General features: G+C 34.5%; 16 protein-coding genes and 1 tRNA gene. 10 read left to right on the top strand and 7 right to left on the bottom strand.

Features of this window, described 5'->3' with window-relative positions; genetic code table 11:
• Nucleotides 1–116 precede the first annotated feature (116 nt).
• The 8 genes from tpx to E0F89_RS15445 all read left to right on the top strand — a co-directional run bounded on the left by tpx (nt 117) and on the right by E0F89_RS15445 (nt 8,465).
• Complete coding sequence (gene tpx / locus E0F89_RS15480) at nt 117–614, top strand: thiol peroxidase (RefSeq protein WP_131910636.1); 498 nt, start codon at nt 117–119, stop codon at nt 612–614.
• A 10-nt stretch (nt 615–624) separates the two neighbouring features.
• A complete protein-coding gene (locus E0F89_RS15475) occupies nt 625–1,005 on the top strand; it encodes a diacylglycerol kinase family protein (protein WP_131910635.1) in 381 nt (126 codons plus the stop codon).
• Nucleotides 1,006–1,017: 12 nt separating this feature from the next.
• Entirely contained in the window at nt 1,018–3,462 is a 2,445-nt protein-coding gene (locus E0F89_RS15470) for a DNA translocase FtsK (RefSeq protein WP_131910634.1), read from the top strand.
• Between the two features lie 4 nt (nt 3,463–3,466).
• Entirely contained in the window at nt 3,467–4,156 is a 690-nt protein-coding gene (locus E0F89_RS15465) for a LolA family protein (RefSeq protein ID WP_131910723.1), read from the top strand.
• 8 nt (nt 4,157–4,164) lie between these two features.
• Nucleotides 4,165–5,598, top strand: a complete 1,434-nt coding sequence (locus tag E0F89_RS15460) for an LptF/LptG family permease (protein ID WP_131910633.1) — start codon at nt 4,165–4,167, stop codon at nt 5,596–5,598.
• Between the two features lie 8 nt (nt 5,599–5,606).
• Entirely contained in the window at nt 5,607–6,740 is a 1,134-nt protein-coding gene (gene ribB, locus E0F89_RS15455) for a 3,4-dihydroxy-2-butanone-4-phosphate synthase (protein WP_131910632.1), read from the top strand.
• Nucleotides 6,741–6,896: 156 nt separating this feature from the next.
• Nucleotides 6,897–6,984 (top strand) — tRNA-Ser (locus E0F89_RS15450).
• Nucleotides 6,985–7,244: 260 nt separating this feature from the next.
• The gene (locus E0F89_RS15445; RefSeq protein WP_131910631.1) at nt 7,245–8,465 is read left to right on the top strand and encodes a site-specific integrase; all 1,221 of its coding nucleotides are present in this window, start codon (nt 7,245–7,247) and stop codon (nt 8,463–8,465) included.
• Nucleotides 8,466–8,534: 69 nt separating this feature from the next.
• On the opposite strand, the gene E0F89_RS15440 is transcribed toward E0F89_RS15445, so the two are convergent.
• The 3 genes from E0F89_RS15440 to mobA form a co-directional block, all read right to left on the bottom strand.
• Nucleotides 8,535–8,819 (bottom strand): MerR family transcriptional regulator, encoded by a 285-nt coding sequence (locus E0F89_RS15440; RefSeq protein WP_131910630.1) that lies wholly within the window; start codon nt 8,817–8,819, stop codon nt 8,535–8,537.
• 44 nt (nt 8,820–8,863) lie between these two features.
• Nucleotides 8,864–9,289 (bottom strand): hypothetical protein, encoded by a 426-nt coding sequence (locus tag E0F89_RS15435; protein ID WP_131910629.1) that lies wholly within the window; start codon nt 9,287–9,289, stop codon nt 8,864–8,866.
• Nucleotides 9,290–9,532: 243 nt separating this feature from the next.
• Nucleotides 9,533–9,964, bottom strand: a complete 432-nt coding sequence (gene mobA, locus E0F89_RS15430; RefSeq protein WP_131910628.1) for a conjugal transfer protein MobA — start codon at nt 9,962–9,964, stop codon at nt 9,533–9,535.
• A 215-nt stretch (nt 9,965–10,179) separates the two neighbouring features.
• On the opposite strand from mobA, the gene E0F89_RS15425 reads away from it, so the two are divergent.
• Both E0F89_RS15425 and E0F89_RS15420 read left to right on the top strand, forming a co-directional pair.
• Complete coding sequence (locus E0F89_RS15425) at nt 10,180–10,860, top strand: nucleotidyl transferase AbiEii/AbiGii toxin family protein (RefSeq protein WP_131910627.1); 681 nt, start codon at nt 10,180–10,182, stop codon at nt 10,858–10,860.
• A gap of 39 nt (nt 10,861–10,899) precedes the next feature.
• A complete protein-coding gene (locus E0F89_RS15420; protein ID WP_131910626.1) occupies nt 10,900–11,217 on the top strand; it encodes a DUF6922 domain-containing protein in 318 nt (105 codons plus the stop codon).
• 774 nt (nt 11,218–11,991) lie between these two features.
• On the opposite strand, the gene E0F89_RS15415 is transcribed toward E0F89_RS15420, so the two are convergent.
• The 4 genes from E0F89_RS15415 to E0F89_RS15400 form a co-directional block, all read right to left on the bottom strand.
• Entirely contained in the window at nt 11,992–12,333 is a 342-nt protein-coding gene (locus tag E0F89_RS15415; protein ID WP_131910625.1) for a hypothetical protein, read from the bottom strand.
• Nucleotides 12,334–12,388: 55 nt separating this feature from the next.
• Nucleotides 12,389–13,015 (bottom strand): hypothetical protein, encoded by a 627-nt coding sequence (locus tag E0F89_RS15410; RefSeq protein ID WP_131910624.1) that lies wholly within the window; start codon nt 13,013–13,015, stop codon nt 12,389–12,391.
• 70 nt (nt 13,016–13,085) lie between these two features.
• The gene (locus E0F89_RS15405; protein ID WP_207915826.1) at nt 13,086–13,385 is read right to left on the bottom strand and encodes a hypothetical protein; all 300 of its coding nucleotides are present in this window, start codon (nt 13,383–13,385) and stop codon (nt 13,086–13,088) included.
• Nucleotides 13,386–13,488: 103 nt separating this feature from the next.
• The coding region (locus tag E0F89_RS15400; protein ID WP_165930002.1) for an ATP-binding protein at nt 13,489–13,625 on the bottom strand (137 nt) is incomplete at its 5' end.

Raw genomic sequence — 13,625 nt, 5'->3', positions numbered from 1 at the left:
AGACGATATAAATTTACAGTTAATAATTTGATTAAAATGGTAAACTTTAAACCATAATTTGAAGACAAATTCTTAAATAATTTTCATACTTTTGAACCTCACAAAAAACAAACACTATGGCTTCGATAACATTAGGAGGAAATCCAATTCAAACTTCAGGAGAATTACCAAAAATAGGCACAAAAATCGCTGATTTTAAATTAGTTAAAACAGATTTATCTATAGCATCATTACATGATTTTGCAGGTAAAAAATTAGTATTAAATATTTTTCCTAGTATAGATACCGGAACTTGTGCAGCATCTGTTCGAAAATTCAACGAAAGCGCGAGTACATTAGAAAACACTACTGTTTTATGTGTTTCAAGAGATTTACCATTTGCCCAAAAACGCTTTTGCGGTGCGGAAGGACTTGAAAATGTCGTGAATTTATCTGATTTTTCTGAAGGAAGTTTTGGTAAAGCAAACGGTTTAGAAATGACCGACGGACCATTGGCCGGATTACACTCAAGAGTTATTATTGTTGTTGATGAAAACGGAATAATTACACATACGGAACAAGTTACTGAAATTGCAGATGAACCTAACTACGAAGCTGCCTTAGCATTACTTTAATCGCAGCTTGATGGAGTTTCAAAAAGACAATACTTTCTTAACCGGAAGATTAAAAAGTATCTCTTATGCATTTAAGGGAGCCTTCAAATTAATCAAGACGGAACATAGTGTTATGGTTCAATTTTCCATAGGAATTTTGATGATTTTCGCTGGGTTATATTTTGGAATTTCCAAAACAGAGTGGCTTTTTCAGACTTTAGCCATTGGTTTAGTGATGAGTATTGAGGGTTTGAACACTGCTGTTGAGAAAATAGCCGATTTTATTCATCCCACTTATCATGAAAGAATTGGATTCATCAAAGACATAGCTGCAGGAGCAGTATTTTTTGCTGCTTTGACGGCAATCGCAATCGGTTTAATCATTTATATACCACTATTATTACAGGTATAATTATACTCAAGAATGGCAAAAACAACTAAAACAGCCCCCTTAAATAAAAAGAGTAGCACTAAAGCTGATATTGGTAATCCTGCCAGAATCACCAAACAACACAAATTTGTTTTTGGTTCCCTAATGGTCTTATTTTCCATTGCTTTGTTGTTTGCCTTTATTTCCTTTTTCATTTACGGACAACAAGATCAAAGTGCTGTTCGCGAATTATCAAATAGGTCAGAAACCGTCGAGAATTGGTTAGGGAAATTCGGCGCATATTTGGCGGATCTGCTTGTTTTTAGAGGTTTTGGGATTGCTGCATTTATATTTGTCCGCTTATTTTTCCTTTCTGGAATGTACATGATTCTGGGAATTCCTTTGCGAAAGCTTAAGAATATTTGGTTTTGGGATTTATTTGTAATTATAATTTTATCGGTTTTATTTGGCTTTTTTGCGACTTCAGAACCTGAATTAGGTGGTATAATTGGATATGAATTAAACTTATTTCTGCAGGATTATCTTGGGAAGACCGGAACACTTTTAATTTTGATGTTTGGATTAATCATTTATGTGATTTTCAAAATTAAACTTTCTCCGGAAAGCATTCAGTCCTTTTTTGATAGTACCAAAAAAGAGATGAAGGCTGTTGCGACTAATCCGTTTAATACTGCGAAAAGCGGATATAATTTGGAGGAATTTGCTGTTTCGGAAGAAGAAGTAGACGATATTCACTTAAAAACAAAAGACACTCAATTCGAAATCAACAAAGAAGCATTAAAACCAACCATTACCAATTCATCAGAAATTAATATGGAGCCCGTTACTAAACCGCTTGCAATGGAAGTGACCCCAGTACCAGCAACAGAAGTTATTTCAAATGCTGACGATTCGTTTGTGATAGAAACAGCTCCGGAAGAAGATATTATCGAAGAAAATCTTGCGTCGCGATTGGTTGCTGATTTTGGATTATTCGACCCAACTTTAGATTTATCCAATTACAAATTCCCGACAATTGATTTATTAAAAGAATATTCTACCGGAGGAATTACCATCAATCAAGAAGAATTAGAAGAAAACAAAAATAGAATTGTTGATACACTTCGCAATTACAAAATAGAAATTGCACAGATAAAAGCGACCGTTGGACCATCGGTTACATTATATGAAATTGTACCGGAAGCAGGAATTCGTATCTCTAAAATAAAAAGCCTGGAGGATGATATAGCACTTTCACTTTCAGCATTAGGAATTCGTATCATTGCTCCTATTCCTGGAAAAGGGACAATTGGAATCGAGGTTCCTAACAAGAATCCAACGATGGTTTCGATGAAAAGTGTTATTGGCTCGGCCAAATTTCAAGAAGCTGAAATGGAATTACCGATCGCTCTTGGAAAAACAATTTCGAACGAAACTTTTGTCGTTGATTTAGCCAAAATGCCTCACCTTTTGATGGCTGGTGCTACTGGACAAGGAAAATCGGTTGGTTTGAATGCCGTACTGACTTCACTTTTGTACAAAAAACATCCAGCGGAAGTTAAATTTGTATTGGTTGATCCCAAAAAAGTAGAGTTAACGCTTTTTAATAAAATTGAAAGACATTATTTAGCGAAACTTCCGGATATGGACGACGCTATTATTACCGATAATGCAAAAGTAGTCAACACGTTGAATTCCCTTTGCGTGGAAATGGACAACCGTTATTCTTTGTTGAAAGATGCCATGGTGCGTAACATAAAAGAATATAACGATAAATTTAAAGCTCGAAAACTGAATCCTGAAAACGGACACCGATTTTTACCTTACATCGTTCTTGTTGTCGATGAGTTTGCCGATTTGATTATGACCGCCGGGAAAGAAGTTGAAGTTCCTATTGCCCGTTTAGCTCAACTCGCGCGAGCCATTGGAATTCATTTAATTATAGCGACTCAAAGACCTTCGGTAAATGTAATTACGGGATTGATAAAAGCCAATTTCCCTGCGAGAATTGCTTTCAGAGTTACCTCAAAAATTGATTCCAGAACCATTCTGGATACTCAGGGTGCGGATCAATTAATAGGTCGCGGTGATATGCTTTATACTAACGGAAATGATGTGGTGCGTGTTCAATGCGCCTTTATTGACACTCCTGAGGTTGAAAAAATTACTGATTTTATTGGTTCACAAAAAGCATATGCGACTGCTTATTTGCTTCCCGAATTTGTAGGAGAAGAAAGTGGCATTAATCTTGATATGGATATCTCCGACAGAGATACTTTGTTTAGAGAAGCTGCCGAAATCATTGTCAATGCACAACAGGGATCGGCTTCATTGCTGCAAAGAAAACTAAAATTAGGCTACAACAGAGCAGGTCGATTAATTGATCAGCTTGAATCTGCCGGAATTGTGGGTCCTTTTGAAGGAAGTAAAGCACGAAGTGTGAACATTCTGGACATGAGTTCTCTTGATCAATTTTTCAACAATGAACAAAACAAATAATACGATGAAATCAAAAATTCAAGATTCTAAAAAGATTACTATGCAAATTATGGCGAAAAGACTCCTCTTATTAACGGCTATGTTTCTTTTTAGTTTTTCAATACAGGCGCAAGATAAAAAAGCAAAAGACCTTTTAGATCAAGTTACCGCAAAAGTTAAAAGTTATAACAATATCGCAATTGATTTTAAATATTCATTAAATAATTACAAAGAAAACATCAACCAGGAGAGCAAAGGAAATGTAACGATGAAAGGAAATCAGTATGTCTTGAATTTTATGGGTGTTACTAAAATTTTTGATGGTAAAAAAACATATACTATTGTCCCTGAAGATGAAGAAATCACCATCTCTACTGTGAATGAAAAAGATGATAATGCGATTACACCTTCAAAAATGCTGACTTTTTTCAATAGTGGCTACAAGTACAGTATGGATATTTTGCAGAATGTAAAAGGACGAAAAATACAGTATATAAAATTGGTTCCCACCAATGCAAAAGATCAAAGAAAAGAAGTATTACTAGGAATTGATATCCAAACAAAACACATTTATAACTTAATAGAAGTAGGCAAAAAAGGTACAAAAACCACATTAACGGTTAATTCTTTTAAAACCAATCAACCTTTGTCAAAAAATCAATTTACATTTGCAGAAAGTAAATATCCAAGTTACTACGTTAACAAATTAGATTAATGAATTAGGTGAAGATTCTTGACAAATACTTATTAAAAACATTCCTGACTACATTTACCACCGTATTTGTAATCCTTTTTTTCATATTTATACTTCAAACAGTCTGGCTTTTCATCGCTGAATTAGCGGGTAAAGATTTGGACATATTTATGATTGTCAAATTCCTTGCCTTTTCCATGCCTCGAATAGTGCCACTTGTTTTGCCGCTTTCAGTATTGTTATCTTCAATAATGACTTTTGGAAACCTGGCAGAAAATTATGAATTTGCGGCGATGAAATCTTCTGGGATATCGCTGCAAAGAGCCATGAGAAGTTTAACGGTTTTTATCTTTTTTTTAAGTATCATTGCCTTTTTGTTTGCAAACAATGTGATTCCGTATGCGGAGTACAAATTCATCAATTTCAGAAAAAATATAGCTCAGGTAAAACCCGCTTTGGCCATAACTGAAGGACAATTTAGTGATGTAGGGTTTTATAACATCAAGGTAAATAAGAAGACTGGGGAAAACGGAAATGTTCTCACCGGGGTCACAATTCACAAAAAATCAAATATTGGTGACGGAAGTAAAACAGTAATAAAAGCCAAAGACGGAGAATTAATTAGTAGTGAGCAGTCGAGCATACTACAGTTAGTACTGAATAATGGTTATTATTATGAAGATATTGTTCCGAAAAAATACGAAGAGCGCAGTAAAATGCCTTTTGCCAAAAGTTCGTTTAAAAAACAGATCATTAACATCGATTTATCCGAACTTAACAAAGTGGAGGTCAATAACGAAAGTGTTTCTAATTCAAATACAATGCTTACTGTTAATGAACTTAGGTACACATTGGATTCATTAAATAAGAATCTAAAAACTGATATAATTTCATTTTCGGAAAACAGTAATACCAAAATTGCAGTCCCTGCTGATAAAAAATTTTCACAGATAAAAAAAACGAAACCGCTTCCAAACAATATTTTGTCGTTATACACGATGGAGGAACAATTAGCCATTTTAAAAATCGCAAGCAGTAATGTTACCAGTACCTCCTATGCTATTGACACCAGTAACACCGAATTAGAAAACAAACAAAAAAATATCAACAGGCATTTACAAGCATTTTATGATAAATTTGTAATTGTGTACGCTTGCTTTTTGATGTTTTTCATTGGTGCTCCATTAGGCGCAATTATTAGAAAAGGAGGATTAGGACTTCCAATAGTTTTTGCGGTTTTAATATTTATAACGTTCCACTTTATAAATACTTTTGGAAAAAGAATCGCACAGGAAAATGGAATGACGCCATTTATGGGAGCTTGGCTCTCCTCGATGATATTGACTCCTTTGGCTATTTTATTAACGTATAGAGCTACAAACGATATCGGATTAATAAACATGGATGTCATTTTAGCTCCATTTCAAAAAGTAATTAAAAAAATATTTCCCTCACAAAATTAATACCCTTAATGCAGACAAATAAAATAGTACTCAACACAATTGAAGAAGCGATAGAAGATATTCGTCAAGGAAAAATTATTATCGTTGTTGATGATGAAGACCGGGAAAATGAGGGTGATTTTTTGGCTGCCGCCGAAAAAGTAACACCCGAAATGATTAATTTCATGGCCACTCATGGCAGAGGATTGATTTGCGCTCCATTAACCGAAAGCCGTTGTAAAGAACTGGAATTAAAAGCCATGGTCACCAACAATACTGATCACATGGAAACAGCTTTTACTGTCTCGGTAGATTTGAAAGGAAATGGAGTAACGACAGGGATTTCAGCTGGAGACAGGGCTAAGACAGTTTTGGCATTAGTCAGCCCAAGCACTAAACCCTTTGAATTAGCAAGACCTGGGCACATTTTTCCCTTGGTAGCTAAACAAGGTGGTGTTTTAAGAAGAACTGGACACACCGAAGCTGCCATTGATTTTGCAAGACTGGCCGGTTTTAAATCTGCAGGTGTCATTTGCGAAATCATGAACGAAGACGGAAGCATGGCACGATTACCGGAACTAGTTGAAGTAGCTAAAAAATTCAATTTAAAATTAGTTTCAATTGAAGATTTAGTAGCGTACAGAATGCAACACGACAGCCTGATTGTAAAAAAAGAAGACTTTGAAGTAGAAACTCGATTTGGAACATTCCGATTGAGAGCTTATCAACAAACAACCAACAAACAAATTCATATTGCCCTAACAAAAGGCACCTGGAATTTGGGTGAATCTGTACTGACAAGAATAAATTCTTCTCAGGTTAATAACGACTTACTGGGTACCTTAACCAATAATGCAGACCAGCAACTGGATGATATGTTCAAAGTTATCAATGAACATGGTAAAGGTGCTGTGATTTTTATTAACCAAGACATGCAATCGATTAATTTGCTTAGTAGAATCTCTGAACTCAAAGCACTACAAACGCAAGGAGTTATGAAAGCTCCAAAAATAATTATTGATAGCAAAGATTTTGGGATTGGGGCTCAAATCCTTCATGACATTGATATTTCAAAAATAAGATTGGTTTCAAATGCCCAACAGACAAAACGAGTAGGAATGATTGGATATGGCCTGGAAATAACAGAATATGTACGGTTCTAATAAAATTATTTTACTTTTTTAGATTGTAAAACCAAGATAATGAAATGATTAAAAAAGACCCATTATTTTTTTGCTATTTTTAAGTGTAAAAGGTTTTGTAAATCGAAAAAGGTTGCTATATTTGCACTCGCAATCAGGTAATGAAAGCGACATACTGGAGAAATGGCAGAGCGGTCGAATGCGGCAGTCTTGAAAACTGTTGACTGTAACAGGTCCGGGGGTTCGAATCCCTCTTTCTCCGCCAGTATAAGTTTCAAAAGAAACTTTAAATATCAAAACCCTTTAAATACTAGTATTTAAAGGGTTTTTTCTTTTTTACAATATGTCAAAAAACACATATTAGAGCAAAGCGTGGTACACTTTTTAGTACACTTTTATTTTTTTGATTTTTGCGTCAAAAAAAAGTGTACTAAATTGAAAGAATTCCCCGGGAATTCCCTGTAAACAAAGGTGTCCTTCAAAATTTTTAAATCAATTTGAGTATTAATTTAAAAACTAGAAAACATGTTAAAAGTAATTTTTTACCTTAAATCCGAAAAAGCAGATAAAAACGGAGAATGCTCCATATTTGCGCGCATTACCTACAAAACCAAAAGAGTTTCTCTCAGCACAGGAAAAACTATTTCCAAAGAAAGATGGATTTACACCAACAACCTCAGGAATCTGCTGCGACTCGAAAAAGAAAAGATCCTTAAAAATTATCTTGAATTATACCGCCTTAATGTCGAGAAAAAATTTAACCACCTTTTCAACATTGATCCCGAGGTATCTTTAGAAATGCTTAAAGCCGAACTTACAGGAAAATCTAAAATCCAAACAAGTAAAACAACAATCAATGAAGTTATGCAACGGCATAACAAATTCTTCAAAAGAAAAGTGGACGCAGGTGAAAGGTCAACTGCATCTCTTCAGAAGTACAAACGAAGTGGTGAGCTTTTGACTGCGTTTATGAAAAAACATTATACCGCAGAAGATATGCCGGTCAGCGAAATTTCAAATTCTTTCGTTTATAATCTTGAAGAATACTTAAAGTACGAGAGTTCATTTAAGGGGCAGGTCGGAATAAAAAACAACTCTGTGGTTAAATATATGAAAATGTACAAAACAGCCTGCAACTATTGTATACGGATGGATTTGTTTGTCCGCAATCCCTTTGATGCCTACGACGGAAAATTAAACGTAAAGGACGCGGTATTTCTAACCCAGCAGGAACTTAAACTTATTGAAGAAAAGCCAATCTTTATGGAGCGCCTACAGAAAGTCAGGGACATATTTCTTTTTTGCTGCTACACAGGATACGCACCAGTGGATGCTTTGAACCTGACCCCTGCAAATCTCTTCGAAGACAATGACGGTAACCTTTGGATAATGACAAACAGGACAAAAACTGCGATTAGGGAAAATGTACCCGTGCTTCCTCCTGCCATGGCTGTGATCAAAAAATATAAAAATAAACAGATAGGGTTGCTTCCGCAGATTTCAAATCAAAAGATGAATGCTTACTTAAAGGAGATTGCGGATATATGCGAGATCAATAAACACCTGACCTGGTACGTTTCAAGACATACCTTTGCTACTACTGTCACGCTAGGAAATGGCGTGCGTCTGGAACATGTCTCTGCAATGATGGGGCATACAAATATTAAGCAGACACAGCACTATGCTAAAGTTTTAGATGTTAATATAATGGAAGATATGGAGAAACTGAAACTAAAGTACAAGTAAAATTATCAAAGAAAAGGCTCCAAATTTGGAGCCTTTTCTTTGATATTGTAGGGACTATACACAATTTTATTAGCCATTATTTTCATGAAGAATTTTATCTATTTTTGCAGCATCGTACAGAAATATATCCCCTAGTTTAGTAAATGGAAGTATTCCTGTCTGCCTGTATTTTATAATAGTATTGCTAGACAATCCAAATATCTTTTTTAAATCTTCATTTCTGTAATATACAGGTATCACGCCTTTACCCTGTCCGCTGATTTTTGAATCAATTGTTTCCAGCCTCACCAGTACAGGCTCTATTAATTGTTTTACTCTCATTACAAAAGAGAGTTTTCTTTCTTTTTTTGTCATAACTAAAGATTTAAATTTTGACACTAAACTATTTTTACAAGCTCTTACCAGCTCTGAAGTCTTCTTTTTCTTTCCTCCATTTTTGTAATGAGTTCTTCTAAAAATGTAATCTGCTTCTCTTTATAGGTATAACCTTTGCATTCGGAGAATTGTCTACTGATCGACTTAATTTTCGACTGCCCGCCCTCATCGCCGGCATATGTAAAATTATTTTCGAGAAAAAACTGAAACTTACTTCTATTACTTTTTTCGTCTGCAGCATCAAAAAACAATAAACCTTCATCCATTAAAATATAAAACAGCTGGGCAAAATCAATTTTGCTGTAACAGGATTTACATTTTTCTTTTGATGAAACGTATTGTATTTTGTTTTCCTGGTCACTTGTACTAATTAGATTTTCTAATAATCGCAGCCGTTCATCAAAATTTAATATAACTTCTATAAACTTTATTAGCTTACCGTTTTTCATTGCGTCTAAAATTTAGTCATCATTATTTAAATAAACTGCATCGTTCATTTGTATTCCCCTGTCAGGACATATAAAAGATTTCTACACCAATGCCAAATGGCATTGATGTAATTAAGACACCAATCTAATTAAAGTGTTAAAGCGAATTTAAAAAGTAAAAGTATATCTCAGCTTTTTATTGTTTTCAAAGGAATATAATGACTTTATTTGGCATTGTTAGAAAATGTAAAACATTGGAAATTCCTATTTTTCCAAGTGCTTTTCTTCAAATTCCTTGGTGAGTGATATGATCTTTTGGGATAAAACGGCAAATTCTGCGGTCTGCTTTTCCAATTTGTACATATATGCCGAAGCTTTCTTTTCGGAAAATTTTTGATATAGAATCTTCACAACCTGATTGTAATTTACCCCGATTGCCCTAAACTGGCTATAAAAAGAGGTCAGGCGCATATAATAATCCATTGTCGCTTTATCAATCTTAATTGTTTTGATCCCTTTTTGAAAAACACACGCTGTTATAAAGTGCGCCATTACATGCATTCCTGAGGTTTCAAAAAGAGTGAGAAAGTGGGCGTTTTCTTCATCATTAAGACTGATAGAATAGCGGTGGACGGCGGGATCTATTTTGGCAGGTCTGCCTCCTTTATTCCGATTCTTTTTTTCTTCATTTTCCATGATCAATCGTATTACTTAAAACCAATATATCTGATAAATGGCAATTAAACTCCAATTTGGAAGTTTTTGGAAGCACTTGGAAGCATTTGGCTTATTTGTTCCTAACCCAGTCTAAACCTTTAACATTGGAAATCGGCTGTCAAATAAAGCCACGACAGGACACCTTGTAAGAGCGTCCTCGCTTTCGGGATTAATTTCATGAAAAACGTGAAATTATGCTTTACAAAGAAACAGTTACCAAAGAGATGTGGGAACTTCTTCAAAGACTCATGAAAGATGAAAAATTGAAAGATTTTAACCTTGTTGGAGGAACAGCTCTCAGCCTAATGATTGGCCATAGATTAAGTATCGATTTGGATCTGTTCACTACGAAAGATTTTGACGAGCAAGCCATACTTACCCATTTAGAAAATCAGCACTCGGTAAAGATCAGGCAGATACTTGAAAATACAATGCTTTTGGATATAGGCAGTGTCAAGGTAGACATTCTCGCCCATAAATATCCATGGCACGAACCTGTTCAGAATGAAGAAGGAATACGGTTGGTATCTTTATATGACATCGGTGCCATGAAGCTTCATGCGATTTTCCAAAACGGCACGAGGATAAAAGACTTTGTTGACATGTATTTTCTTTTGGAACACCATCCCCTTAAGACCTATTTAGAAGCTTACCAAAACAAATATAACGGAAATCCCAGACTGGCTGCCCTTGCATTAATGGATCATAGCAATATAGACAAAGAAGAAAAAGTCAAACTCATCAAAGGCAAAGAAACCAATTGGAATAAAATGACCCAGCGGTTAAAAAAAGCAGTTTTCAATCCTTCCATTTTATTTTCTGAATCAAAAAATCAAATTCCTCCACCCAATAAAGGACGTGGATTTAGACACTAAGCGTTTGAATAAGAAGATAAAAAATCGTATATTTACTTCATGGCACGAGTTAAAAAAAATAAGGCAATCCCAAATCTAAACCCAGTATTTTTTTGGGATTTCGACATAGATGCAATGGACTTTGAGAGAGCCTATAAAACTATTATTGCCCGTATCGTAGAGCGTGGAGGACAAGAAGAAATCGACGAAATTGTTCGTTTCTACGGCCTTAAAAAGGTGGTAAAAGCGATTCGTGACGAAATTTATTTTCTTCCTAATTATGCCATTGACAAGGCTTTAAAATTATTTCCTGAACTTAAAAAGGAAGAGATGTACTGCTATCTTAACCGTAAGGATAAACCCTACCACTGGATCTAGTTTTTAGACCATAAGCCATTCTTACGAACAAATAAATAAAAAGAAAACGAAGTTAGGCCAGGCATTAAACTTAGCAAAAGACTACGGCATAATGTCTTGCTCGTTCCTCACAAGCCACCCTTGCGGGACTTATTCCGTTTCCTTTTGCTAAGTTTAATGCCAGCCCTGTTAAATTGCTTTCTTTTTCTTTTTTATGGTTTTTCTGTTTTCTTTTGAATTTATATTTATGGCTTTACATATGCACATACAGCAATATTTGAAAGCTTGAATATTTACATACAAATATGTGCCTGTGTTCAAATATGTATTCTTGCCTATGCGTAAAAGCATATTCAAATAAAAGCATATTCATGTAAAAGCATATGTATGTAAAAGCATATGTATGTAAAAACAGCCTTACTGCTTTTATAGTTTTACAGATACTTTACACAATTCAATAGCTAACAAACTGCAAAAACAAACGATACTGCGTGTATTGGTAAGGTGTTTTTAAGAACAACCTTAAACAAAAGAAACTTATTATCACCTTCAATCTATTTGTAACCTTAAATGTGTTTGCTATAAATCACTTTTTAAATTATCGAAAAAATCAAAAAAAGGGCATCAAGCCCTTTCAATTAAATCTATTTCTAAAAATGGTTTCGCAGGAAACCAGCAAGTTGTGTTTTGAGATGCTTGAAATGAATTCAGCATCTCAAAACAACTTGCCCTTGCAGGGGGCTGGAAAAACGTCTCCAAAGTCGCCGTTTTATTAAAATTACAATTGGAAACAGGTTAATTGGAATCACTCTTATTTTTTTCATTTAAATGTTTTAGGTAAAGCATATCCAGTAATTCCGCTTCTTCCAATGGAATCAGCATTTCTATTATTCTTAAAAGACTTCCAACATATCTTTCAGTATTTTTTGTGTTTTCAATACTGACTTCAATTCCGTCTAAAGCAAATTTTGCTGTTTTAAGCAAATCCATTATCATACAAAATAGATCTCTATATCCTTCTACACTAATTTCAATAATGTGTATATCATTTCTTGTTTCTAATGCCGGCTTGAGCAATACAAAATAATGCTCTGGGTTCTCTATGAACTCATTTAATTTGATTTTATCTTTTTCCATAATCTTAATTTTAAATCGATTAATTATTTAAATAGTGGACTTTTTGAAGTTTTCATCATGTCGTGTTTTTGAAGTTTTTATCTGAACTGTTGAAATAAGTATAAACCGATTCTAAAAATAGCCTCACTAACGCAAACCATGTCATCAGATCAATATGCTCATTCAGTTCAGGATCGCTTTCCAGTTCTATTGCGCTTTCTGAATCAAAATTTAAGTTTTGTATTCTCTGCTGAAACTTTTGGTAGTAGTCTGTTCCAACCAGCGATATAACAACATAGAGCAGTTCATGTACAAACTGGGAACAGGTAATTGACTTTAAAATATACCTGAGGCTGTCAAAACACTTATCAGCTGGATTTGGATTTTCTTTTAATTCATAACAAAAATGTATTAGTAATTGAAGGCACGACAGCAGTCCTGCTGTCTTTAAATCCTGTATCTCCGCATCAATGATTTCAAGATCATCTGAAAGCAATTCTTCCAAATCGTATTCCTGCAAAAGGTCGGGATATCGGTCAAGTAATAAATCGAGTTTGGGATTTCTCAATTTACCCAGAAGTTCAGAAATCCCGCTTTCGAGATTCTTTTTTGAATTCTGCAGGAGCATATGCAGTACTGTCTTTGCCTGTTCTGTTGATTTTACAAGTGTTTTTTCTTTCTTAAAATTTTTATTGTTTTTCATATTAAAAAAATTATAGTTTTTAAAGTTGAGAATGTGCAGATATTATATTCCGTTACTGGAGATGTTATCTTTAAGACTGTACATTATTTTTGATCTTTTCAATCCCTCTTTCACGCATAAGCTGAGTTGCATCCAGCATTTTGATTAAATATATGTAGGGTGTGATCAAGTCATAATCAAATTCTTCGATGCATCGAGACAGTGACAGGTGTATAACTTCAAATAGGAAGAATTCGAATTCATCAATGGTTTTCTCGGCAAATGCTTTTTTAAATACAAGGAAAGGATTCTCATACTCTTCCTTTGTCAGGTGCAAATTCCAGTGATATTGACCACCCAATTCCAATTTAAAGTGAGCACCTGATTCCAATTCAAAATGACCACCTAATTCCGGAGCAAAATGACCACCTACATTTTACATCAAAAACTACTTTTTTTCATCTGTTAATTAGTGTTCAAATATACTTAAAATATTACCCTTTGTTTATTCCTCTTTTCTTTCTCATAGATTCTCCATGTAATTCGAGTCGGTGAGATTGATGTATGAGTCTATCCAGAATTGCATCAGCTATGGTTTTTTCTCCAATGATGTCATACCAGCCTTGTACCG

The organism is Flavobacterium caseinilyticum, from assembly GCF_004349085.1.
Classification (GTDB): Bacteria; Bacteroidota; Bacteroidia; order Flavobacteriales; family Flavobacteriaceae; genus Flavobacterium; species Flavobacterium caseinilyticum.
Note: the sequence above shows the minus strand (reverse complement) of the source record. Positions and strands in the feature narration are given on the sequence as shown.

What these genes read in the sequence shown, in the direction of transcription:
- E0F89_RS15425 (WP_131910627.1), top strand. Translation starts at nt 10,180, where the DNA reads ATGCTTTACAAAGAAACAGTTACCAAAGAGATGTGGGAACTTCTTCAA.
- E0F89_RS15435 (WP_131910629.1), bottom strand. Translation starts at nt 9,289, where the DNA reads ATGAAAAACGGTAAGCTAATAAAGTTTATAGAAGTTATATTAAATTTT.
- E0F89_RS15470 (WP_131910634.1), top strand. Translation starts at nt 1,018, where the DNA reads ATGGCAAAAACAACTAAAACAGCCCCCTTAAATAAAAAGAGTAGCACT.
- ribB (WP_131910632.1), top strand. Translation starts at nt 5,607, where the DNA reads ATGCAGACAAATAAAATAGTACTCAACACAATTGAAGAAGCGATAGAA.
- E0F89_RS15410 (WP_131910624.1), bottom strand. Translation starts at nt 13,015, where the DNA reads ATGAAAAACAATAAAAATTTTAAGAAAGAAAAAACACTTGTAAAATCA.
- tpx (WP_131910636.1), top strand. Translation starts at nt 117, where the DNA reads ATGGCTTCGATAACATTAGGAGGAAATCCAATTCAAACTTCAGGAGAA.
- E0F89_RS15440 (WP_131910630.1), bottom strand. Translation starts at nt 8,819, where the DNA reads ATGACAAAAAAAGAAAGAAAACTCTCTTTTGTAATGAGAGTAAAACAA.
- E0F89_RS15420 (WP_131910626.1), top strand. Translation starts at nt 10,900, where the DNA reads ATGGCACGAGTTAAAAAAAATAAGGCAATCCCAAATCTAAACCCAGTA.
- E0F89_RS15465 (WP_131910723.1), top strand. Translation starts at nt 3,467, where the DNA reads ATGAAATCAAAAATTCAAGATTCTAAAAAGATTACTATGCAAATTATG.
- E0F89_RS15415 (WP_131910625.1), bottom strand. Translation starts at nt 12,333, where the DNA reads ATGGAAAAAGATAAAATCAAATTAAATGAGTTCATAGAGAACCCAGAG.
- E0F89_RS15475 (WP_131910635.1), top strand. Translation starts at nt 625, where the DNA reads ATGGAGTTTCAAAAAGACAATACTTTCTTAACCGGAAGATTAAAAAGT.
- E0F89_RS15445 (WP_131910631.1), top strand. Translation starts at nt 7,245, where the DNA reads ATGTTAAAAGTAATTTTTTACCTTAAATCCGAAAAAGCAGATAAAAAC.
- mobA (WP_131910628.1), bottom strand. Translation starts at nt 9,964, where the DNA reads ATGGAAAATGAAGAAAAAAAGAATCGGAATAAAGGAGGCAGACCTGCC.